Raw genomic sequence first — 22,646 nt, forward strand, 5'->3', positions numbered from 1 at the left:
TGCTCTGTTTTCAAGCGTTTATATCAACACAATATCATCAGCGTGTGCTATTTCGATATTCTGTTTATTTTCTTGTTGCGTTAACGTATGCGAATCTAACTTAGATTTTGCTACCGCGATGACGGTTTTTTCGGCATCTACAATTTCGAATACTTCGCCTGCTTCAAAATGGCGCAATAGTTTTTGCACGCCTACCGCCAGCAAACTGTGGCGTTTTAACAATGCTTTTACCGCACCGTCATCTACCTGTACCTGCCCTTTGATTATACTTCCACTGGCCAGCCATTTGTTGCGGGCAGATATATTGCTGTTTTGCGCCAAGCAAACCGTTCCGGTTTTACCTTCTACCGCGTTAATGATGGCATTTTCGCTTTTTATCCCGAAGATAACGGCTTTTATGCCCATTTGCGTGGCTAAACGCGCAAATGTAAGTTTGGATGTCATACCGCCAAGCCCCACGCTCGATTTTTCCTTTTTAGCTAAAGAAAGCGCAGCACGGTCTATCAAGGGTATTTCACTAATTACTTTACCGTTATCATCATAAACACCGGGGACAGAGGTGCAGTACAACACCATCTGCGCGCCAAAACCAACGGCAATTAAGGTCGCCAGCTCATCATTATCAGAAAACTTAATCTCCAAATTGCTCACCACATCATTTTCGTTTGCAACTGGGATAATATTGCTTTTCCACAGTTGCTCGTAGGTTTTTTTCAGTTGCAAAAACTGGTTGCGGTTAGAGAAATGATGACGTTCGCACAGGCTTTGCGCAATGGAAACACCGTAAGGCAAAAAATAACGCGAATAGGTTTGTAGCAGCAAGGGGTTTCCTACAGCAGCGGCCGCTTTTTTTTCGCTCAGCGTCCCTTTATAATTGACCAGCTTTTTTTTACCCGCCGCCACCGCACCGGATGATACCAGCACAATGTTGTAGCTTTTACTCAAGAACGAAACCTGCTGTGCCACAGAGGCAATCACAGTTTCATCAATTTCATGGCTGGCGGTGGTAACAGATGCCGATCCAAATTTTATAACGAGTATGGGCTTTTTCAATTTTTTGTTTTAAAGCCCTAAATTATAAATAGCCCGCCGAATAAATAAATTAATTAGGTTTTTGTTTGATTAAAGCGGCATTCTTAGCTACTTAGCCTTTTTTGCGGTGATGATTTTTACCTCCGCATCCATCGTTTGGAAAACCAATTCTTCTGCGCTTAAAGATTTTATTAAAAATGGCACCGGCCGAGTTTGTCCGTCCGGCAGTTCCTCCATGTATCGGATTATCTTTCCGTCTAAAGTATAAGTGCCTTCGGATAAGGTTTTACCGCTAGAAACGATACGGCACTTGCCATCCTCAAAAAACTGAATAAAGGGCTTTTGCGAAGCGATGTTTGCCAAAGGTTTGTCCAAAGATTTGTTTTCATAGGCATAAGAAACATAATTCCAACGGCCAATTAAATCTTCTTGCTTTACCGATGCCGTGCAGGCGCAAATAAAAAAGATAAGTATAAATAAGGTGTTTTTCATCGCGTATGGTGAATGGTAAATGGTGAGTAGTCAATGGTTGATAGTCCATGGTGGTTAGTCGATGGTTGATAGTTAATAGTCCATGGTCTGTGGTTGACGGTCAATGGTGAATGATGTTAGTCAATGGTGAATGGTGAGTACTCAATAGTCGCGCTAGATCTCCCTACTCCCTACCCAATACTCAATACCCAATACTCCCTACTCACTACTCACTACCCAATACTCACTACTCACTACTCACTACCAATCAGCTTCCCAACTCCACAATCCTATCAAATTCCTCGGGTTTTAAAGTCATCACAGAAAGCCGGCCTTGGCGCACCAGCGAAACGTCTTTTAGGCGCTCGTCGTTTTTTATGGCTTCTAAGCTTACGGGGTTTTTTAAACTTTGCACCGGAACTAAATCTACCACTACCCAGCGTTCGTCATCTGTGGTGGGGTCTTGATAAAATTCTTTTACTACTTTCGCAATCCCGACCACATTTTTCCCTTCATTGCTATGGTAAAAAAGCACCAAATCGCCCTCTTTCATCTCTTTTAGGTTGTTACGCGCTTGGTAATTGCGCACACCGTCCCAAAACGTACGGCCGTCTTTGTTAAACTGTTCCCAGCTGTATTTAAAAGGCTCTGATTTTACTAAGAAGTATTGCATTGTTTAATGATGAATGAGTGAATTTTGAATGAGTGAATGATGGAATTTTCTCTTATGTCTTTGCTCTTTAATCTTTACTCCCCGCTCCCTAATGTATAATCCTAAACACCAGCTCTTTTAACAAATCGCCGGTTTCTGTATTGCCGGTACTATCTACGCCTTTAGCTTTTAAATCGTAGGTGCGCAATAAAGACATCACCTCAAAAACTTTCCCTAAGGGATAGTTGCGCGCAGCTTGCTCGTAATCTTTTATAAAATAAGGATTTACGCCTAACTCTTTTGCCGCCTCACCTTTATTCTGGATGTAGTGCAGTTTTAAAATCTTGGTAAACCACGAGCTTAACGTCCCGATAATTAACACATAAGGATTGGCTTTCGGGTTTGCCTCAAAGTAATTGATAATTTGGTTTGCTTTAAAAACATCTTTGCGCGCCAAAGCATTTTGCAGCTCAAACACATTGTATTCTTTACTGATGCCGATATTGTCTTGCACTTCTTTGCTGCCAATCTCTTTGCCTTTCGGCACGTTCAGCATCAGTTTTTCCAGCTCGTTAGCCACCTTGCTTAAATCGTTACCCAAATATTCGCCCAACAAGGCAGAGGCGCTAGGGTTAATGTGGTGGCCTTTTCCGCGCACAAAATCTTCTATCCAAGCAGGAACTTTATTGTCGTAAATGGTGGCCGACTCAAAAGCGAGTCCGTTTTTTTCAATTACCTTAAAAACCTTTTTCCGTTTGTCAAACTTGCCGTATTTATGGCATAGCACCAATACGGTACTTTTCAAAGGGTTTTCGCAGTAAGCCTGAAAAGCGTCCGCCGCTTTATCAATTTTTAGCTCTTGCGCTTCTTTTACCATCACCACTTGGTAATCGCTCATCATGGGGTAGCGCTTTGCGGCGTTTAAAACGGTGGTCACGTCGGTGTCTTTACCGTATAAAACAGTTTGGTTAAAGCCACGTTCCGCTTCCGACAAAACTTCTTGTTCAAGCGCCTCGCTAATCAAATCAATATAATAGCTTTCTTCGCCGTGCAACAAATAAATGGGCTTTAGCTTGCGGGCTTTAATGTCTTTAATAATGTCTGATGCGCTGATTGCCATGTGTGGGAGCTAAATTATAAATATTCGGGTGCAAAACGCTGATTGTTGAAAATTCGGCTTTAATTTGCAGGATGTTTCAGCCCGTTCCGCTCAACTTACCGCCCTACCCATTTAAGCTAAGCCAGCAAAACAATACGCTTTTTATTTTTGACGAGCTGCGTAAACGCGATATTGTACTCACGCCAGAAGAATGGGTAAGGCAGCATTTGGTGCAGTTTTTAATTGTGCACAAAAAATATCCTAAAACCCTAATTAAGCTAGAGGGCGGTTTAAAACTCAACAAATTACAAAAGAGAACCGATATTTTACTGTTCAACCGCATGGGAGAACCCACTGTTTTGGTAGAATGTAAAGCCAGCACAGTAAAAATAAGTCAAGACGTGTTTGACCAAGCTGCGCGTTATAATCTGGTGCATAAGGTAAAATACTTGATGGTGAGCAATGGTTTACAGCATTTTTGCGCCGCCATTGATTACGATAATGAAGGTTATACCTTTTTAGAGGATCTACCGGCCTACATCTAAAAGCGAATTAGGGTTTAACGCGGTTTATATGCCGCCACTTTCCTATAAACCAATCCGGAACTATTAAATTTTCACATCGTAGCGATGAGCTGCCCTACATTTTATTTCCGACACCTAGCCACCCTTGTACCCTGCTGGCATGGTTTTTTATACCCCTTGCTTATACCTTTAAAAAACATACATCATGGAAACATCAAAGCAAACAAGCAATCACCAACAGATTAAACAATGGGCCGAAGAAAGAAATGGCGTGCCCACACGGATAAAAGGAACAGGTAATTCAACATCAGATGGGGTGTTGCGCATCCATTTTCCAGAGCACAGCAATGCTGATGATTTTGAAGAGATTAGCTGGGACGATTTTTTTGAGACTTTCGACGATAAGAACCTCAACTTCTTGTATCAAGATGAAAAAGAAGATGGCGAAACCAGCACCTTCCACAAGTTTGTTAACAAAGATTAAAACTAGCAACCATGAAAAACGCAGCAACAACAAAAATTAATAAGGAGGCCAAGGAAGAAGCTTCTAAGGTATCTAAAGAAGACAAAGCGCTAAAAGCCAAAGAAAATACCAGCGCTAAAAACGCGAACAGCCGCGTTAGAAGATAGTTTTAATCCCGAAAAAAACCAATGTCATGGCAAAATATTCAGAAAAAGCGAGCGAGAAAGTAGAGGAAACAATGCACGAGATGAAGGAAGGGAAGTTAAAAACCGGCTCGGGTAAAAAAGTAACTTCAAAGAAACAAGCGGTTGCTATCGGTTTGTCCGAGGCCCGAAAAGAAGGCGCTAAAGTACCGAAGAAGAAAAAATAGCAAGGCGGGATTAGCGCATTTGATAGCGAAGGGCTTTCTTTTTACGCGGCATTGTTCGTCTAAAAAATTTAAAACAGCATATTTGCCAATAATGAATTCGGATAAAATTGGCATTGTTGGCTGGGGAAGCAGTTCGGCTTTAGGGGCTGCCACCAATGAAATATGGGAACAGTACCTGAGCAACAAGCACCGTTTAACAAAAAAGAGGTTTTTAACAGACGAAGATTGGTGCGGCGCCTTGGCAGATGAAGAGGCCATCAAAAAAATTAGAGCAGAAAAACAGGCCTATCGCAATTTAGATCCCAGCGTGCTTTTCGCCATCGCAACATCGCGCCAAGCGCTTACAAAGGCCAAATGGGGTGCCAATGTGTCCTTTGGAATAAACATAGGCTCTTCCCGTGGTGCCACTACCCTTTTTGAAAGCTACCACCAACAGTTTTTAAACAGCGACAAACAAGAAACCATGCCCGCCTGCTCGCCAGCAACCACTTTGGGCAATATTGCCAGCTGGGTAGCCACAGATTTGGGCGCAACAGGACCGGCTATCTCACACTCTATCACTTGCAGTACGGCTTTACATGCGGTAATTAATGCTTTTGCTTGGCTAAAATCGGGTTTGGCCACCCACTTTTTGGCCGGCGGAAGCGAAGCGCCTTTAACGCCCTTTACGCTTGCGCAGATGAAAGCCTTAAAGATTTATTCCTCATCGGCAGATGAATACCCTTGCCAGGCAATGGATTTGGACAAACAAAAAAGCGGGATGATTTTGGGCGAAGGCGCCGCCACCTTTGCTTTAGAAAGCAACCCCAGCAATGCCATAGCTTATATATCTGGCATAGGTTACGGAACAGAAATTATCCAAAACGGCGCGTCCCTTTCTGCTGAGGCAACCTGTATGCAAAAAGCCATGCTGATGGCGCTAAACGGCAACAGTCCGGATAGCGTTGACGCGGTAGTGCTGCACTCGCCAGGCACAGTACTGGGCGACTTAGCCGAACGCCGCGCCATAGATTTGGTTTTTGGGGAGCGCACACCGCTTTTAACCTGCAATAAATGGAAGTTGGGGCATACCTTTGGCGCATCGGGTGCTTTAAGTTTAGAGTTTGCCCTGTTAATGATGCAGCACAATCTGTTTATCCCGGTGCCTTATCTGAACCAAAAAGCACGTGTTAAAAAGCTGAAAAAGATAATGGTGAATGCCGTAGGTTTTGGCGGAAACGCTGCCAGTGTGCTTATAGAGAAAGCGTTTTAAATATGCAGGCCGTTGTCCACTATTCCTTGCATTTTGTGTTTCCGGCTTTGGTGGCTTATGTTTTTTTTAGGGATAGTTGGCAAAAAACTTACCTCATTTTTTTAGCTACGATGCTCGTAGATTTGGACCATCTGCTGGCCAATCCCATCTTCCAACCCGATCGCTGCAGCATTGGCTTTCATCCCCTGCACAGCTTTTATGTTATTCCGTTCTACATTGCTTTGCTCTTTTGTAAAAAGCCTTACCGGCTGATAGGCATTGGTTTGATGCTGCACATTTTTACGGATTTTATAGATTGCTTAATGACTTTTGCGCATTGCCACAGCTGTATGGGTGAGAGTATTTTGGGGAGGATGATGGAATGAGGGAAGGATGGAATGAGGGAAGAAAGGAATGAGGGAGTGAGGGAGTAAAAAAACGGGGAACCGTAATCTGCTCTCCCGCGCAGTCATTGTGCCCCCCAGTTCATTGCGAAGCGAAGCGCCAGGCAAAAGCGTATGGCGCTGAAGCAATCTCCAAGTTATTTAGCACAGGCTTTAATGAGCGGAAGTCCGTGAACAAAGGTTCAGTGCTTGACGGTACAGATTGCTTAGTCGTGCCTCCTCGCAATGGCTGTAAACGAGGCAACAACTTTCAAACCTTATCCAAAAAAGATGGTCGATAGTCCATGGTTGATGGTTGATAGTCCATAGTCCATAGCTGATGGTCGATAGTCCATAGTCCGTAGTCCATAGTTGATAGTCCAAGCGATGAACTAATGAACTCTCTCCCGCCTAATGAACTAATGAACTCTCCCACCTAACTAACTAACCAACTAACTGACTAACTAACTAACTAACTAACTAACTAACTAACTAACTAACTAACTAACTAACCAACTAACCCACCTACTTCACCGTAAACGGTACTGCCACATTTCCCCATAACAGTTTTACCTCGCCGCTTGGGCTAATGGTAAAAGTCATCTTTTCCGAAAAATCTTTTGCTGTGCCAGGTTTTACTTTAATACGCAAAGCATCGTCGCTCTCGGTGTAATTGGTGCCCCATTGTTTCCAGGTTTTGTTGAAAATGATGGTCCATTCGTTTTCGCCTGGGATGCTGTACAAGCCATATTTTCCGGCGGGCAAAGCCTTGCCGTTTATTTTAACGTCTTTTGAGGTTTCAAAAACGGTGGCCTCGTTTGCGCCGGTACGCCATACCTTGCCATAAGGTGCAATTTCTTTACCTATGGCCCTGCCTTTAACAGAAGGCTGACTGTAATCAATACTCACCGTAGCGCCAGATTTAAGGGTTTCTGAAACTTTGGCCGGCGGACTAGCTCTTTTGCTTTTATCTGCCTGTGCTTTTACGTTGATGTTAAATGCCAACACCAACATCCCTAAAATAATTGCGATTTTTTTGTTCATAAGCTTAAATTAAATGAATTGGGTGTACAAGTTACGGTAAATTGCGGAAAAAACATTTATATACCCTGGGCGTTATGATTTTAATTTAGCCGATGTGAAACGCTTTGCTAAATTTGCGCAAATCTGCTTTAAAATATTTTATTTAAGATGTTTAAAAAACTCATCTTCTTCCATTTACTCCTGTCGCTATTTGTTGGTACAAACATCGCGCAAGCGCAAAAATATTTTGTTTTAAACGGCACGGTAAAAGACGGCGGTACTGGCGAAACCCTAATAGGCGCATCGGTACAGCTTAAAGGCGCTGCCACTTTTGCTACCGTAACCAATGCTTACGGATATTATTCTTTAAGTGTGCCGGCGGGCGTTTACGAGCTTGTTTACAGCTATGTGGGCTACCAAAGCATTAGCCAAAATATTAGCATTGGCGGTGATGCTAAGCGCAATGTATCCTTAACCTCTGCTAACCAGCTTAACGAAATTGTGGTGAACGCCGAAAAACGGAATGCCAACGTAGAAAACCCGATTATGGGCGTTCAAAAGTTAGATGTAAAAGAAATTAACAGCATCCCTGTGTTGTTTGGCGAGCGCGATATTTTAAAAACTTTGCAGCTATTGCCCGGCATTAAATCTGCCGGCGAGGGCAACAGCGGCTTTTACGTACGTGGCGGTTCTACGGACCAAAATTTGATTTTGCTGGATGAGGCAACGGTTTACAACGCATCGCACCTGCTGGGTTTTTTCTCCACCTTTAACTCGGATGCCATCAAAGACGCCACCATTTACAAAGGCGGTATGCCCGCGCAATATGGCGGCCGTTTAGCTTCTGTGCTGGATATTAAAATGAATGATGGCAATAAAAAAGACTATACCGTTGAAGGCGGAATTGGCCTGATAGCTTCGCGCCTAAAAGTGGAAGGGCCTATCAAAAAAGAAAAAAGCTCCTTTATGGTCAGCGGGCGAAGAACTTATGCCGATTCTTTCCTCGCATTCTCATCAGACACCAGCGTTAAAGGCAGCACCCTTTATTTTTACGATTTAAATGCCAAAGCCAATTTTATTTTGGACGATAAAAATACCATTTACCTTTCGGGATATTTTGGTAGGGATAAACTGGGCATCACCAATAGTTTTGGGTTTGATTGGGGGAATACCACGGCCACCTTGCGTTTAAACCACCTATTCTCCAACCGTTTGTTTTCTAACACCTCTTTAATTTACAGCAATTACAACTACCTGATTAAGAGTTTGCTGGAAGACAACGACTTCAACGTAAAATCGGCCATACGCAACTATAACCTAAAGCAAGATTTTCAGTTTACCGCCAATAACGCGCACGAGATTAAATTCGGTTTAAACCTGATACACCATACCATTGCTCCGGGCGACATCGGCGCAAGCGCCGCATCAAGCGTAAATGCCACGAAAATTGAAAACCGTAACGGCTTAGAGCTGGCGGCTTATTTTTCTGACGAGTACAACGTAAACGATAAGCTCCATTTGGCTTACGGCGCACGTATCAGCAATTTTAGCGCTTTAGGCAGCGGTACTTTTCACACTTATGACGAGGATGGCAATATCCTAACCAACCAAACCTATAAAAGTGGCGAGTTGGTAAAAAACTACTTCAATCTGGAGCCTCGCATCGCGGCATCGTACCAGTTTTCAAACAACAAATCTGTCAAGGCCTCATACACGCGCAATACGCAAAACTTGCACCTCATGTCTAACTCTACGGCTACATCGCCAACAGATTTATACATTATGAACAGCAATAACGTAAAACCCGAGATTGCGGACCAAATTGCCATAGGTTATTTCAATAATTTTAAGGATGATACCTACGAGTTTTCTGCCGAGCTATATTATAAAGACATGAAAAACCAAATTGAGTACAGGAACGGGACCGATTTGCGGGGCAACAAAAATGTGGAAGCCGATTTGTTATTTGGCGATGGCAGAGCTTACGGCGTAGAGCTTTTTTTGAAAAAGCGCTTTGGCAAGTTTAACGGTTGGATTGGCTATACTTTGGCCAAAACGGAAAGGCAGTTTGACCAAATTGATGATGGACGATGGTTTAATGCGAAGCAGGACCGCACGCACGATTTATCTGTGGTGGGCATTTACAAAGCCAGCCCGCGGTGGACGCTTTCATCAACCTTTGTGTACAATACCGGTAACGCGGTTACCTACCCTAGCGGCAAGTACCAGTTAGATGGCGAAACGGTATTTTATTACTCGGAGCGTAACGGTTACCGCACACCGGCTTATCACCGTTTGGATTTTTCGGCCACGCTAGAGCCAAAGTTAAAGCCGGGGCGCAAATACCAATCGAGCTGGTCCTTTGGGATTTACAATGTTTACAACCGCAAAAATCCGTTTTCTATTGATTTTGAAGACGACCCGAACGATGCCAGCCGGACACAAGCCGTGCAAACTTCTTTGTTTGGCATTATACCCTCTGTAACCTGGAATTTTAAATTTTAGTTTGAAAGCATGAAGAATTTGATCCTGATATTTTTTGCTATAGGCGCACTGGCGTTATTTAATGCTTGCGAGAAAGTAATTGATGTTGATTTAAAAGAAGCCGATCCTTTAATTGTAATTGAGGGCAATATCAGTGACGAGTTTGTAGCACATAAAGTGACGGTATCGCGCACTAAAGCATTTACAGAAAACAACCAAGTTGATGCAGTTATGGATGCACAAGTAAGCGTGAAAGACTTAACCCTTAATAAACTGTACCTTTTTAGTGCAACCAACCGCTTTGGAGAGTACAAATCCGAATTGTTTAAAGGTGCACCCGGACACAATTATGAGCTGTCTGTAAAGGTGGGTAACCAAACTTATACCGCGCAGTCTGCCATGCCCGAGAAGGTTTTTCTGGATTCTTTATCCATTACCGCCATTTCTTTTTTTGGCGAAGAACGCAAATACGTAAAGGTTAATTACCAAGATATGCCTAATATAGCTAACCAATACCGTTACGTTTTGTATGTGAACAATGAGAAAGTAAAAGGCTATTTTCTGGATTTTGACCGCTTTAACGATGGTAAATACGTAAACAGCACACTTTTTAGCGGTGACCCCGAACTAAAAACCGGTGATGAAGTGAAGCTGGAATTCCAGTGCGTGGACATGAATGTTTACCGCTACTTTTTTGCCATCTCGCAAATTGGCGGCAATGGCGGCCCACCTACCACCCCGGCAAACCCCACCAGCAATTTTAATAATGGTGCATTAGGTTATTTTAGCGCATATACGAAAGAGGAAAAATCGGCGATAATACCGTGAGGGGGTATAAGGCGTAAGGCATAAGGCGTAAGGTATGAAACGTGAGGTATAAGGTTTAAGGGCTTGATGGGTAAGGGACAAGGTGTTCGGAAGCGCTGCGAGTTTTCTGCATTGCCCGGCACTCTCCACCGCGCCTGCGAGCGAATTAAAAATTCAAAAGTAAAAAAGTAGCGCGTTCAGTGTCGCGTGCGATAAGCCCGGCCTTCCGAGTTTTGGAAGTGAAGCCCGGGAAATCTTTTGCAGAACATTAATGCTTGCACTGCCCTGAGCAAACCGCCGAGTGCTGCACAAACTTTGTTAAAGCACAACCGTTCGCACGGCTTCGGTTTGCGTTCAGAGATTTCCCGCAGGCGGAACAAACAAAATGAGGTCAGCCTTGACCTTTGGTCCTTTGCGTCAAGGAAAAATGCGTAGCATTCTTGAGGGCAAAAGAAAATAATAAAAACTACCGAAAAAAGGACTAGCCCTAGTGGCGATGAACGAAAACCTGTAGGCGTGCCACGCCGATGAGCGGCGGAAAGCCAAGTGCTGATAACAAATGGGATTTATCTTAAAAACGCATATTTCCCCGCCTCATTGCCGGTCGGTGGAAAAGCTTCTCCTTTTCATTCGTTTAGCTTGTTTTTTAAAGGCGTTCAATAGATACCTGATACTTATGTCTTGATACTTAACACCCAATACTCATTACTCAATACTCAATACTCAATACTCACTACCCAATACTCAATACTCCTTCCCTCTTCCCAAATTCTTCTCTATCAATAAGTTGATAATGCCATCCACCATACCCACTTTAGGTACGTGCACCTGTTTTATTCCGGCTTGTTTCATTACCGTTAAAAATATCTGGCAGGCAGGTATAATTACATCGGCACGGTCCGCGTTAAGGCCAATTTTATAAATACGCTCTTTTAAAGAATGGGCATTAAGGTATTTGTACTGCGCCTGCAGCTTCGCAAAACTCAAAGGTTTTCCTTCTTTAGTACCTGCCAAACGGGCAAGCTTGTTAATGTTGCCCCCGGTGCCAATTCCCTCTAAATTTTTAAGGTGCTTGGCTTCTTTGGCAATCCAGTTGCTCATGTCGTCCCAAGTTTCGGGTTTATCTTGCTGGTCCAAAATACGGATGGTGCCTAAGTTGAACGATTTAGACGCCAAAGGCTTGCCTTCCGAAAAAATCGACAGCTCGGTACTTCCGCCGCCCACATCTATATATAAATAGTTCTTGTGCTTGTCTAAGGTTTGGTCTATATGGCTGCTGTAAATGATGTTGGCTTCGCGTTGCCCTCCAACAATTTCTAAATCAATAGCGGCTTCTTTTTTTATGCGCGCCACCAAATCGGCGCCGTTGCTAGCTTCGCGCAAAGCAGAGGTGGCACAAGCCATATAATCTTCCACTTTGTAAACTTCCATCAACTGCTTAAAAGCGCTCATGGCCTTTACCAAATCGTCGGCTTTTTTGTCTGAAATCTTTTTGTCCAGAAAAGCGTTATCGCCCAAGCGTAACGGTACGCGGATAAGCGTAGTTTTTTTAAAGCTAACCTGTTCTTTATCCTTTAAAACCGTTGCTATTAACAAGCGGATGGCGTTTGAGCCAATATCTATAGCGGCGTATCTCAATTGCTTTGTAGTTTATGTTTTAGGTAATTATAGCTGTCAATTTGTGCGCGGTACGGTACTGTAATGCCAGTTTTGCGATATTTGTTATTGTTTAGGCCGTTAATTTCACGCGCCTTGGTATTGTCCATCAGCTGGATGTTGATGAGCTGTTTTACCTCATCTTTTAGTTCCTCATCTAAAATAGGAAAGCCCACTTCTATCCTGTGATCCAAATTGCGGGTCATTAAATCGGCAGAAAGCATATAAATTTCATCTTGGCCATTATTGCCAAACCACCAAATGCGGGCGTGTTCCAAAAACTTATCTACGATAGAAATAACCTCTATATTTTCGCTGAAGCCTTTTTGCTGAGGCACCAAACAGCACATTCCGCGAACAATCAATTTAATGGTAACACCCGCGTTACTGGCTTGGTACAGCTTTTCTATGGTTTCTTCATCTGCCAAAGAGTTCATTTTTAGCACCATAAAAGCATCTTTTTTGGACTTTGCAAACTTTATCTCCCTATCAATAAAGCCAAATAGCTTATTGCGCGTTTCCGTTGGCGATACAATCAAATGTTGGTAGCCTTTAGATATTTTCTTGCGCTCTATATTGTGGAAAAGCTTATTTAGCTCTTTGGTAATATCGGTGTTGGCGGTAAACAAGCTATGGTCGCAATACAGTTTGGCGGTTTTCTCGTTGTAGTTTCCGGTGGCCAAATTGGCATAGTAGGTGGTTTTCCCTTTTTCTATGCGGGTAACCAAACAAATTTTGGTGTGCACTTTATATCCGGTAATCCCGTAATTTACATATACGCCTTCCTCTTCCAGCTTTGCCGTCCAGTAAATATTCGCCTGCTCGTCAAAACGCGCTTTTAGCTCTACCAAACAAATTACCTTTTTGCCGTTTCTTGAGGCATTTATCAGCGCGTTTATCACTCGCGAATTTTCTGCCAAGCGGTACAAAGTGATGTGTATGGTGCTTACATGCGGGTCTATCGCGGCTTCGCGCAAAAAATGGATGATGTAATCGAAAGATTGGTAAGGCAGGTTAATGAGGTAATCTTTTTTCTTCAGCAGTTCAAACATGCCTTTGTTTACGCTAAGGCTTTGAACGGGCAAAGGTTTGATGTTTTTGTAGCGCAAATGCTCCGGCCCAACGTGCGGAAAGGCAATAAAATCTTTAAAATTGTGGTATTTGTTACCGGGAATTAAGCTTTCGGGATGCAAATCCAGCTTGTTGATCATCAAATTCAGCATGTCCATAGGCATACTGCTATCGTACAGCAAACGCATGGGCTTGCCTCTTTTTCGCTTTTGCAGATTTTTAGATAAAGCTTCAATAAACCGGTCGCTCACGTTGGTGTCTAAATCCAGCTCCGCATCGCGCGTTACCTGCAAGCTGTAGGCTTCAATATGGTCGTACTCAAAAATGAAAAAAATCTCATCTAAGCAATAACGGATAATATCGTCGAGCAGAATGATGAATTTAAGGTCGTTGGTATCCGGCAAAATCAAAAAGCGGTTCAAGCTTTCGGGGATTTCTACCAGCGCATATTTGTTCTTTGCTTTGCTATGGTCTCGACTTAGCTTTACCAAAAAGTAAATTACGCGATCGCGCAACTGAGGTAAAGGCTTTTTTTCATCGATAAGGATAGGTACAATAGCCGGCAAAATGGTTTCGCGGAAATAACTTTTAACAAAGGAGCCGCGGTTAACGTTTAGCTGTTGCTCATTAAGGATAAAAATCTTGTTTTCAGCAAGTTCTTTGATGATTTTTTCGTACAGCAGATTAAATTTCTTTTCTTGTTTTACAACGATGTTTTTAATCTGGTTCAGGATTTTTTTGGGATTGAAACCCAACTCGGCCTTGGTTTTACTTACTACTGTGATTAGGCGGTTTAGCGTTGCCACCCTTACGCGGTAAAACTCGTCCAGATTGGATGAGAATATGGCTAAAAACTTAATCCTTTCTATCAAAGGCACACTTTTGTCTGCCGCTTCTTGCAATACGCGGGCATTAAAATAAAGCCAACTGATTTCTCTGTTGATTAAAGGAGGTTTTTCTTTAGTCATTTAATAAAAAAATACATACTATTTTGCGCAAGCCGCGGTTGCGCAAAATAGTAATAAAGCTGATTTGGAACGTTAAGCCAAGGTTAATTTAATGCTAGCCTCTTTTGTATTTATTTGCTGGGCCGGCTTCTAATACCGCATCGGTGTTATGCGGTTTCGGATCTGATTTGGGAGCGCTGTTAAACGCTTTTCTGCCCCGTGTTTTAGGTATTTCTGGGTGCGCATTTGCAGGGTTTGTGGCTTTAGCCGGTGTTTTCGCTGTCCTAGTGGTTTTGGCCTTGGCTGTGGATTGCGCGTTTGTTTTGCGGGTAGCTGTAGTTTTGGTAGCTGGTTTTGCCGTGGCAGTTGTGCTAGCGCGCTTTCTTGGGGCACTTGCTTTTCTTGCGCTGCTATCCTCTTTTTGGATAGTAGGCAAAACATCTACGTTAGTTACAGAAACCGCTTTTTTAGCTAGCTTTTTTAGTTCTTTGCTGGCCTTTTCTAAATTTTTGTCGGTTTTGCTTCTTTTGCTTTTCGCCTTTTTACCGATGTCTTTTTTTGCTTTTTTAACCGTTTCTTCAACCTGCTCTTTCGCATTTTTAAATTTGCGGTTTAAGCGCTTAGCCAAAACTTTGCTGGTCTTCTTAATTTCTTCGCCAATATCTTCTGCATCATGCCCTAAGCTAACTACAAAGTCTTTTATTTTTTTGCGCAAGCTGATTTCTAATTGTTCAGTAGCCTTTTTACCCATTTTTTGGTTGGCTTTTGTTTTCTGAGATTTAGGTGCCATGGTTTAAAATTTTAAATTATCTTTATTTTTTTTAAGATAACAAATAATATTCCAAATATGCCTTCTTTTGATATTGTAAGCAAAATTGATGGTCAAACTTTAGACAATGCCATTAACAATGCAAAGAAAGAAATTTTAAACCGCTACGATTTTAACACCTCAAAAAGTACTGTTGAGCTAGATAAAAAGACAAACATACTTAGCATAGTTACCGAAGATGATATGCGTTTAAAAGCCATTACAGATGCGGTAATCAGCCGTTTTGTAAAGCAAAACTTAGATCCGAAAGCGCTTGATTTTGAAAAACCTTATAGCGCTGTTAGTGGCAACATGATAAAAAAAGATATTGCTGTAAAACAGGGTATCGACAAGGAAACCGCTAAAAAAGTGGTAAAGAAGATTAAAGACAGCGGTTTAAAAGTACAGGCAGCTATTATGGACGACCAAGTGCGCGTAACCGGCAAAAAAATTGACGATTTGCAAGCGGTTATTGCTGTATGCAGAGGCGAAGATTTTGGGCAACCTTTGCAATATGTGAATATGAGAAGCTAGTTGCTGGGGATTGGTGAATGGTGAAAAGTGAATGGTCAATGGTCAATGGTCAATAGTAAGTACCTATCTGCTGCTGACTACTTCCTACTTCCTATTGACTGTTTATCATTGCTTCGCGGCGCTGAACAAGGCTTTAAGCTCAGTTGCTTCGTCGGTGCTCATTTTGCCGCCTAAAATTAAACGGAGCTGCCGGCGTAATAAGGCGCCATCAAAAAGTTCGCGCTCTTTTTCGGTTTCCGGATTTACAGCAGGCACTTCCACTTTTTTTCCCTGCTCGTCTAAAGCCACGAAAGTATAATAGGCCTCGTTAGATTTTATTTTTTCGCCCGAGGGGATATTCTCTGCCCACACCACCAACCTCACTTCTACCGAGGTATGGAAAGCACGGGTCACTTTAGCGGTAAGCGTAACTACATCGCCCAACTTTATAGGGTGCTGAAAAGAAACATTATCTACCGAAGCAGTAACCACTACCCTGTTGCAATGCTTTTGTGCCGAAATAGCGGCCGCAATATCCATCCAATGCAATAGCCTGCCCCCCATTAAATTATTTAAAGGATTGGTATCGTTGGGCAGTACCAACTCGTTCATGGTAGTTAGTGATTGTTCTGGGCTTTTGCTGTTCATGCGTACAAGTTAGTGTTTTTTTTAGTAGTCAATGGTCAATAGTTAGTAGTGAATGGGTAGTGGTGAATAGATAGCAGTGATTAATTTTAAGGCTAGGTTTCGGCTAAAGCCGCCTACGATATTGGCTAAGAGCGGGCTAAAGCCCGCTCCTATTGAATTGGGCAATGTCAGGCACGGGTATTTGTGCTATTAGATAATATTTTATTTATTGGCGTCACGATTTTTATCATGTCCTGTTGACCCAAATTTTGATTGTTATGGTTGCTAATCATCGTTACCTGATTTTTTGAAAAGCGGTTCAATTATTTTTTGAAATATCAGTCATTGTCAACGATCATCATTATCTGCTCATTGGAAGGTGCTTCAATCTCATCAGGCTTTAGCCCGATGGTCTTTTGATGATGTTGCCTAGAAATCGTCGATATCCCCTCGTAGCAAGGTGATCAATAGCATCGGGCTTTAGCCCGATGTATAATTTTAGCCGAAATTCTGTACCGAGGCTTCGGCTAAAACAATGTATGTGCTGCTCTGAAGAGCCCGCTCCTATTAATTGATAATATCGTTGGCTTTAATAGCTCATCCTCGCTTGGCGAAACGAAGTCGCTTTTAATACAAATCTTTTTTAGAGATGTAATAAATCTTTAATCCTTGTTCTTTTATCTTTTAGCTAAACCCACTTCTTTGCTCCTAGTCACAAACAACATCACAAAACCGATTACAAAAAACAAAGCCAAAGCTACGGCGCTGTTGCGCATATTTCCGGTAAGCTCTTCAATAAATCCGAAACTAAATAAACCTGCTACAATGGCTAGCTTTTCGGTAACATCGTAAAAACTAAAATAAGATGCAGTATCTGGTGTATCTAAAGGTAAAAACTTAGAAAAAGTAGAACGCGAAAGCGATTGGATGCCGCCCATGATTAATCCCACCACAGCAGCTAAAGCATAAAACTGAAACTCGTTTTGGATAAAATAGGCGCAAATGCAGGTACAAATCCATATAAAAACCACAAACAGCAACACTTTTATATTACCGAAAACTTGCGACAAGCGAGACATCGCGTAAGCACCCAAAATAGCCACCAGCTGGATAATTAAAATGGTAGCAATCAATTTAGAGGTGCCCAAATGCAAAATCTTTTCCCCAAAATTGGCCGCAACCAACATAATGGTTTGTACCCCCATGGCATAAAAAAAGTAGGCCACTAAAAACGTTTTCAGTACCGGCATCTCGCTCAAGCGCGACCATACCTTGCGCAACTCATCATAACCGCTGGCAATTTTACTCTTCGCAATTTTATTGTAGTTGGGGCTTCCTTTTGGCAGAACGGAAAAAGGGATATACGCAAAAGCAATCCACCAAATGCCAACCAACAAAAAAGACAAACGTGCAGGGAAAGACGCATCTGTAATGCCAAACAAATCGGGTTTTAGCACAAAAACAAAACAAATGATTTGCAAAAGCACACTGCCAATGTAGCCATAGGCAAAGCCCTTCGCGCTTACACGGTCCTGCTGATCGGGCGTGGCAATATCTGGCAAGTACGAATTGTTGAAAACTATGCCACCGCAATAACCTATGGCCGCCAAGGCAAATAAAATGACGCCCAGTTCCAGCGTTTCCAACTTAAAAAAATACAGTCCGCAACAAGCTAACGCGCCAAGCCAAGTGAAAAGCTTCATAAATATCCGCTTGTTGCCACGATAATCTGCAGTTGCGGTGAGCAAGGGCGTTATTAAGGCGATAATGAGGTAAGCAACGGCTAGCGCATAATTAGAAAGTGCCGTGTTTACAAAGCTGAACCCGAAGAATTGCACTTTATCTGTGCTGTGCCCATGAACTGTAGTGCTGGTAATGGCGGTGTAGTATGCCGGAAAAATAGTGGAAGTAATCACTAAATTGTAAGCAGAGTTTGCCCAGTCAAACATTGCCCAGGCGCGGATTGTTTTTTTGTTGTTTTTTAAATACATGTGGTTTTGGTAGGTTTCAACACAAAAAAAGCCGGAAATTCCGGCTTTAAATATGAATAAAAATCATAAAATATTGGCGTTTATTTCAGGGTTTCTTTCAGCCAATCAAAAAATTCGCGTTGCCAAACCATGGCATTTTGCCCAGATAGCACCCAGTGGTTTTCTTCGGGCAAATACAATAGTTTACTTTTGATGCCTTTGAGTTGTGCCGCTTGGAAGGCTTCCAAACCTTGCTCTATAGGCACGCGAAAATCATTTCCGCCTTGCACAATCATAATTGGCGTATTCCAATTGTCTACAAAATTTGACGGATCAAAATCGCGGTAGCTTTTAGGAATGTTTTTGCCCCAATACGGGCCACCCACATCTTTATTGGCAAAAAACAGCTCTTCTGTAGTGCCGTACCAACTTTTTAAATCGAACAGACCATCATGCGCAATAAAAGTTTTAAACCTGTTTTGGTGCATACCGGCCAACATAAAAACCGAGTAGCCACCGTAGCTGGCGCCAACGCAACCCAAACGGTCTTTATCCACATAAGGTTCTTTGGCTACGGCATCAATGGCTGCTAAATAATCTCTCATCGGCTGTCCGCCCCAATCGCCACTGATGGCGCGGTTCCATTCCACGCCGTAACCCGGCATCCCCCGCCTGTTTGGAGCTACCACAATATAACCTTGCGCTGCCATAAGTTGGAAATTCCAGCGGAACGAGTAAAACTGCGATAACGCCGACTGTGGCCCGCCCTGGCAATACAATAAAGTTGGATATTTTTTAGTAGGATCAAAACCTGGAGGATAAATAACCCAGGTTAACATATCTCTCCCGTCGCTGGTTTTCACTGTTCTCGCTTCAACCTCGCTCATAGCCAAACCATCGTAAAACTTTTTGTTTACGGCGGTTAAAGCGCTTACATCGCCATTTTTAAGGTTTACCTTAAATAATTCTGCTGCATGGTTCATATCCGTGCGCGATACTACCATGGTGTTGCCGCTTTGGCCCACAATACCATTAATATCCCACCTACCATTGGTTAACATGCGGATATTTTTTGCCGTGTTGTTGTTTAAATCTTTGTTCAGACTTAGCTCAAAAAGCTGTTCGGTGCCGTTTTTAACCGCTAAAAAGTAAATTTTGCTATTATCCTCGCTCCATACGAAACTGCTAACGGTTTCGTCCCAGTCTTTGGTAAGGTTGTGGCAAACATTGCTGCTGTAATCAAACAGCATAATATCGTTTTTATCCGATTCGTAGCCGTCCTCTGCCATGCTTGTCCATGCCAAGCGCGAGCCATCTTTGTTAAATGCCAGTTGGGTATCGTAACCCAACATACCGCTGGTTAAATTAAAAGTGTGTTTATTGGCCAGCTCGTAGCGGTAAATATCGGTGTTGGTGCTTTGCGCGTAATCTTTGCCGAATTTCTTTTTGGTAACGTATAAAACAGCTTTACTATCTGGCGACCAAATTACATCCTCCGGTCCACCGAAAGGCTGTTGCGGACAGTCATAAGGCTCGTCTTTCATCACATCTAGTTCGTTGCTGATGTTGCCGTTTTGATAATCGGCTACAAACACATGCGAAAACTTACCGTCTTCCCAAGTATCCCAATGGCGATAATTTAAGTCGGTGAAGATATAGGCGTTAGATTTTGGCAGGTCGGTGTATTTGTCGCTGGCAACGGTTTTAATCATTTGCACCTCTTTGGTAAACAAAATCTTTTTGCCGTCGGGCGATATTTTTGCGTTGGCAAGCCCGCCTTTATAATTGGTCAACTGCTTGGCACCGCTGCCGTCGGCATTCATTTCCCATAGCTGGCCTTTGTGGGTATAAATGGTTTTTCCGTTTTTAATATCGATAATGCTTTCGGAACCTACGGTTTTAGTGAGTTGCTTGGCTTGCCCGCCGTTTAAGGGAATTTGGAACAGGTTCCGTTCCGATTTGTTGCTTGCTAAATCAAAATTAGATACGCCGTAGATGACCGATTTTTTATCAGCCGAAAGGCGCTCGCCACTTACGCGACCCAACTCTAAAAGTGCTTGAGGCGTTAAACTTTGCTGTGCAAAAGCGCTAAAGCCGCACAAAATAAAGGCAGTGGTTAATATTTTTCTCATGTTTTTGCTGTGTTTGTGGCATTCATATCGTTAACAATAATGCCATTTTTATGCCTTAAAGATAGGGATTACGGAAATTGTGTTAAAAAGCATCTGCGTAACAATGCTGTTTAAGGCAGAAGTCTTTATTCTTTATTCTTTAATCTTTGCTCCTTACTCTTGTTCTTTACTCCTTCCTCTCATTTCCTCAACGGCCTCAACAGCTCCTCCAGCCCGTTCAGTTTAATTTCATAAATGGTAGCTAGTTGCTGTCCTAATTTTCCCGGAGGCCAGCCTTTGGCAGCAAACCATTCGAGGTACGATACCGGTAAATCGCAGAGGGTGCGCCCTTGATATTTACCGAAAGGCATTTTTACTTTTACTAAATCGAGCAGGATTTGCGGGTTCATTTGGGTTTTAATTTAACAGGAATAGCGCTGTGTGGCACTGAAAATCAGCGACTAAGTATTAATTGAAATTTGCCGGTAAAATACGCTTTTAAAACGGTTGGAAGGCGGATTTTTTTATTACCTTGAAACAAATTTAAAACGGGTTTGCGTTAGGGATGGACGCGGAAATCCTGCCGGCGACGCCCAAGCGGCGCAACGCCCAATTTCACAACTTTTACAAATGCATACGCTCAACGATATTCACCAGCAATTTGCTTCTTTTTTTAATGATGAAAATGTAAAACCCTTTGCCTATTTGGTTTCAAAAAAACTGGCCGAGGGGCATATCTGCGTAAATTTAGATGATGAAGATTTGGTGCAGGAGAATTTACCGGCCAGCTATACAGATTTGAAAAAAGCACAACAGAAATTGCCTAAAAGTGCGCTGGTATGTTCTTCAATAGAAGAAAATAAGCCTTTTGTATTGCAAGATAGGCGCTTTTATTTGTACCGATACTTTAATTATGAAAGCAAAATTTTAGCGCGTATCCAGCAATTTGTTTTTGCGGATAAAAAGGAAGAACCCCTACGCACTAAAGAACTTTTGGCAAAAAGTGATTTAGTTAGAAGCCTGTTTCCGTCAACGGCTGGAGTTACAAATTGGCAGTTGGCGGCAGCGGTTGTTGCTTATTTAAACAGTTTCGCCATCATCACCGGCGGGCCGGGCACCGGAAAAACAACCACCGTTGCTAAAATATTGGCCCTACTTTTTAGTAACAACAGCAATTTGAAAGTGGCTTTAGCAGCGCCCACAGGCAAAGCGGCCGCGCGGATGGGCGAGTCTTTAAAAAATGCCCAGCTAGATACTTCGCCCGAAATACAACAAAAATTTGCGCAGCTGCAGCCGCTTACCTTGCACCGTTTATTGGGTTACATTCCCAAATCGCCATACTTTAAACACCATGCGCAAAACGTGTTGCCTTATGATGTGGTGATTATTGATGAATCTTCGATGATTGACGTGGCTTTGTTTGCCAAGCTGATGGATGCCATTGGCGAAAACACTAAACTGATTATGCTGGGCGATAAAAATCAGCTTGCTTCGGTAGAAGCCGGTAGTTTATTTGGCGATTTGTGCATGGCACAAGCGCAATTGAATGTTTTTGATGAAACCCACTTGCAGTTAATTAACGGGTTTATAAAGGATGAAAGTGCGAAAATACCTGCCCTAGCAAAGCCCTTGAATCACCCTTTGGCACAAAAAATTGTGGAACTGTTGTACAGCCACCGTTTTAGCGATGAGGCAGGCATCGGCAAGTTTAGCAAAGCCATTATCCAAAATAACGTTACGGCCATTGAGCAATTTTTAAACGGTGATGGCGGTGCCGAGGTGCTGATAGATTCGGAATACCAAGCCACTGTTTTGCAAGATTTTGCGATGGGCTACAAGGCCTACATCCAAGAAAAAGACATTTCCAGAGCGTTAAAATTGCTCAATAATTTACGGGTTTTGTGTGCCATACGCGAAGGCGAGCAAGGTTTGTACTATACCAACAAAAAAATTGAGCAGATTTTAGTTGCAGCCAAGTTAATTAATACCAATAGCGAATTTTACGAAAACCGGCCAGTAATTATGAACAGCAACAACTACGAACTAGGGCTGTTTAACGGCGATATCGGCATTGTACGGCAAGACGAAAACGGACAGTTGCGCGTATACTTTGAAGATGCCGAGGGAAAGCTGAAAGCGGTTTTGCCGGGGCTTTTAAATGCCGTTGAAACGGTGTTTGCCATGACTATCCATAAAAGCCAAGGATCCGAGTTTGATGAAGTGCTCATTATTTTGCCGCAAACTGAAACCTTACAATTATTAACCCGCGAACTGCTTTACACCGGCCTTACCCGTGCCAAAAAGAAAGTGTTGCTGCAGGCCAGCACAAACAGTATTTTAAAAGCAGCTTCGCTACAAGTGAAACGCGCATCGGGCATTATTAACAGATTTTTAAGTAATTAAA

22 protein-coding genes are annotated in these 22,646 nt (G+C 42.7%); 10 read left to right on the forward strand and 12 right to left on the reverse strand.

Annotated elements, in window-relative coordinates:
• Window positions 1–18 precede the first annotated feature (18 nt).
• The 4 genes from proB to holA form a co-directional block, all read right to left on the reverse strand.
• On the reverse strand, window positions 19–1,053 hold the full coding sequence (proB, locus tag BCY91_RS13120; RefSeq protein WP_120182500.1) for a glutamate 5-kinase: 1,035 nt from the start codon (window positions 1,051–1,053) through the stop codon (window positions 19–21).
• An 87-nt stretch (window positions 1,054–1,140) separates the two neighbouring features.
• Complete coding sequence (locus BCY91_RS13125; RefSeq protein WP_120182501.1) at window positions 1,141–1,524, reverse strand: hypothetical protein; 384 nt, start codon at window positions 1,522–1,524, stop codon at window positions 1,141–1,143.
• A gap of 247 nt (window positions 1,525–1,771) precedes the next feature.
• Window positions 1,772–2,176: an EVE domain-containing protein gene (locus BCY91_RS13130; RefSeq protein ID WP_120182502.1), complete on the reverse strand. Its 405-nt coding sequence runs from the start codon at window positions 2,174–2,176 to the stop codon at window positions 1,772–1,774.
• A gap of 88 nt (window positions 2,177–2,264) precedes the next feature.
• Window positions 2,265–3,269: a DNA polymerase III subunit delta gene (gene holA / locus BCY91_RS13135; RefSeq protein ID WP_120182549.1), complete on the reverse strand. Its 1,005-nt coding sequence runs from the start codon at window positions 3,267–3,269 to the stop codon at window positions 2,265–2,267.
• A gap of 77 nt (window positions 3,270–3,346) precedes the next feature.
• Here holA and BCY91_RS13140 point away from each other — a divergent pair, with 77 nt between their 5' ends.
• The 6 genes from BCY91_RS13140 to BCY91_RS17770 all read left to right on the forward strand — a co-directional run bounded on the left by BCY91_RS13140 (window position 3,347) and on the right by BCY91_RS17770 (window position 6,228).
• Window positions 3,347–3,799 carry a type I restriction enzyme HsdR N-terminal domain-containing protein gene (locus BCY91_RS13140; protein ID WP_120182503.1) on the forward strand — a complete coding sequence of 151 codons (453 nt, stop codon included), beginning with the start codon at window positions 3,347–3,349 and terminating at the stop codon, window positions 3,797–3,799.
• Window positions 3,800–3,983: 184 nt separating this feature from the next.
• Window positions 3,984–4,262: a hypothetical protein gene (locus BCY91_RS13145; RefSeq protein WP_120182504.1), complete on the forward strand. Its 279-nt coding sequence runs from the start codon at window positions 3,984–3,986 to the stop codon at window positions 4,260–4,262.
• Window positions 4,263–4,273: 11 nt separating this feature from the next.
• Window positions 4,274–4,408, forward strand: a complete 135-nt coding sequence (locus tag BCY91_RS17970; protein WP_262696816.1) for a hypothetical protein — start codon at window positions 4,274–4,276, stop codon at window positions 4,406–4,408.
• 26 nt (window positions 4,409–4,434) lie between these two features.
• On the forward strand, window positions 4,435–4,611 hold the full coding sequence (locus BCY91_RS17655) for a DUF6496 domain-containing protein (protein WP_182995383.1): 177 nt from the start codon (window positions 4,435–4,437) through the stop codon (window positions 4,609–4,611).
• Between the two features lie 91 nt (window positions 4,612–4,702).
• Window positions 4,703–5,863 (forward strand): beta-ketoacyl synthase N-terminal-like domain-containing protein, encoded by a 1,161-nt coding sequence (locus BCY91_RS13150; protein WP_120182505.1) that lies wholly within the window; start codon window positions 4,703–4,705, stop codon window positions 5,861–5,863.
• A gap of 2 nt (window positions 5,864–5,865) precedes the next feature.
• Complete coding sequence (locus BCY91_RS17770) at window positions 5,866–6,228, forward strand: DUF6122 family protein (protein WP_120182506.1); 363 nt, start codon at window positions 5,866–5,868, stop codon at window positions 6,226–6,228.
• 522 nt (window positions 6,229–6,750) lie between these two features.
• Here BCY91_RS17770 and BCY91_RS13160 read toward each other — a convergent pair.
• Window positions 6,751–7,269, reverse strand: a complete 519-nt coding sequence (locus BCY91_RS13160; RefSeq protein WP_120182507.1) for a DUF2911 domain-containing protein — start codon at window positions 7,267–7,269, stop codon at window positions 6,751–6,753.
• A 147-nt stretch (window positions 7,270–7,416) separates the two neighbouring features.
• Between BCY91_RS13160 and BCY91_RS13165 the strand changes: the two genes are divergently transcribed.
• The gene (locus tag BCY91_RS13165) at window positions 7,417–9,753 is read left to right on the forward strand and encodes a TonB-dependent receptor (RefSeq protein WP_120182508.1); all 2,337 of its coding nucleotides are present in this window, start codon (window positions 7,417–7,419) and stop codon (window positions 9,751–9,753) included.
• 9 nt (window positions 9,754–9,762) lie between these two features.
• Window positions 9,763–10,560 carry a DUF4249 family protein gene (locus BCY91_RS13170; RefSeq protein WP_120182509.1) on the forward strand — a complete coding sequence of 266 codons (798 nt, stop codon included), beginning with the start codon at window positions 9,763–9,765 and terminating at the stop codon, window positions 10,558–10,560.
• 723 nt (window positions 10,561–11,283) lie between these two features.
• Here the strand turns inward: BCY91_RS13170 and BCY91_RS13175 are convergent.
• From BCY91_RS13175 to BCY91_RS13185, 3 genes are all read right to left on the reverse strand, one after another.
• On the reverse strand, window positions 11,284–12,177 hold the full coding sequence (locus BCY91_RS13175; protein ID WP_120182510.1) for a Ppx/GppA phosphatase family protein: 894 nt from the start codon (window positions 12,175–12,177) through the stop codon (window positions 11,284–11,286).
• Window positions 12,174–14,234, reverse strand: coding sequence for a polyphosphate kinase 1 (gene ppk1 / locus BCY91_RS13180; RefSeq protein ID WP_120182511.1), 2,061 nt, complete (start codon window positions 14,232–14,234; stop codon window positions 12,174–12,176). The genes BCY91_RS13175 and ppk1 overlap by 4 nt, the downstream gene beginning before the upstream one ends.
• Window positions 14,235–14,328: 94 nt before the next feature.
• Window positions 14,329–15,003, reverse strand: coding sequence for a hypothetical protein (locus BCY91_RS13185; RefSeq protein ID WP_120182512.1), 675 nt, complete (start codon window positions 15,001–15,003; stop codon window positions 14,329–14,331).
• A 57-nt stretch (window positions 15,004–15,060) separates the two neighbouring features.
• Here BCY91_RS13185 and BCY91_RS13190 point away from each other — a divergent pair, with 57 nt between their 5' ends.
• Entirely contained in the window at window positions 15,061–15,555 is a 495-nt protein-coding gene (locus BCY91_RS13190) for a YajQ family cyclic di-GMP-binding protein (RefSeq protein WP_120182513.1), read from the forward strand.
• A gap of 105 nt (window positions 15,556–15,660) precedes the next feature.
• Here BCY91_RS13190 and BCY91_RS13195 read toward each other — a convergent pair whose 3' ends face one another.
• The 4 genes from BCY91_RS13195 to BCY91_RS13210 form a co-directional block, all read right to left on the reverse strand.
• Window positions 15,661–16,182 (reverse strand): acyl-CoA thioesterase, encoded by a 522-nt coding sequence (locus BCY91_RS13195; protein ID WP_120182514.1) that lies wholly within the window; start codon window positions 16,180–16,182, stop codon window positions 15,661–15,663.
• Window positions 16,183–16,838: 656 nt separating this feature from the next.
• A complete protein-coding gene (locus BCY91_RS13200; RefSeq protein ID WP_120182515.1) occupies window positions 16,839–18,152 on the reverse strand; it encodes an MFS transporter in 1,314 nt (437 codons plus the stop codon).
• 80 nt (window positions 18,153–18,232) lie between these two features.
• A complete protein-coding gene (locus BCY91_RS13205; RefSeq protein WP_120182516.1) occupies window positions 18,233–20,263 on the reverse strand; it encodes a S9 family peptidase in 2,031 nt (676 codons plus the stop codon).
• Window positions 20,264–20,442: 179 nt separating this feature from the next.
• Window positions 20,443–20,652: a DUF3820 family protein gene (locus BCY91_RS13210; protein WP_120182517.1), complete on the reverse strand. Its 210-nt coding sequence runs from the start codon at window positions 20,650–20,652 to the stop codon at window positions 20,443–20,445.
• 220 nt (window positions 20,653–20,872) lie between these two features.
• On the opposite strand from BCY91_RS13210, the gene recD reads away from it, so the two are divergent.
• On the forward strand, window positions 20,873–22,645 hold the full coding sequence (recD, locus tag BCY91_RS13215) for an exodeoxyribonuclease V subunit alpha (RefSeq protein WP_120182550.1): 1,773 nt from the start codon (window positions 20,873–20,875) through the stop codon (window positions 22,643–22,645).
• The last annotated feature ends 1 nt before the right edge of the window (window position 22,646 follow it).

This window comes from Pelobium manganitolerans, from assembly GCF_003609575.1.
GTDB classification, from domain to species: domain Bacteria; phylum Bacteroidota; class Bacteroidia; order Sphingobacteriales; family Sphingobacteriaceae; genus Pseudopedobacter; species Pseudopedobacter manganitolerans.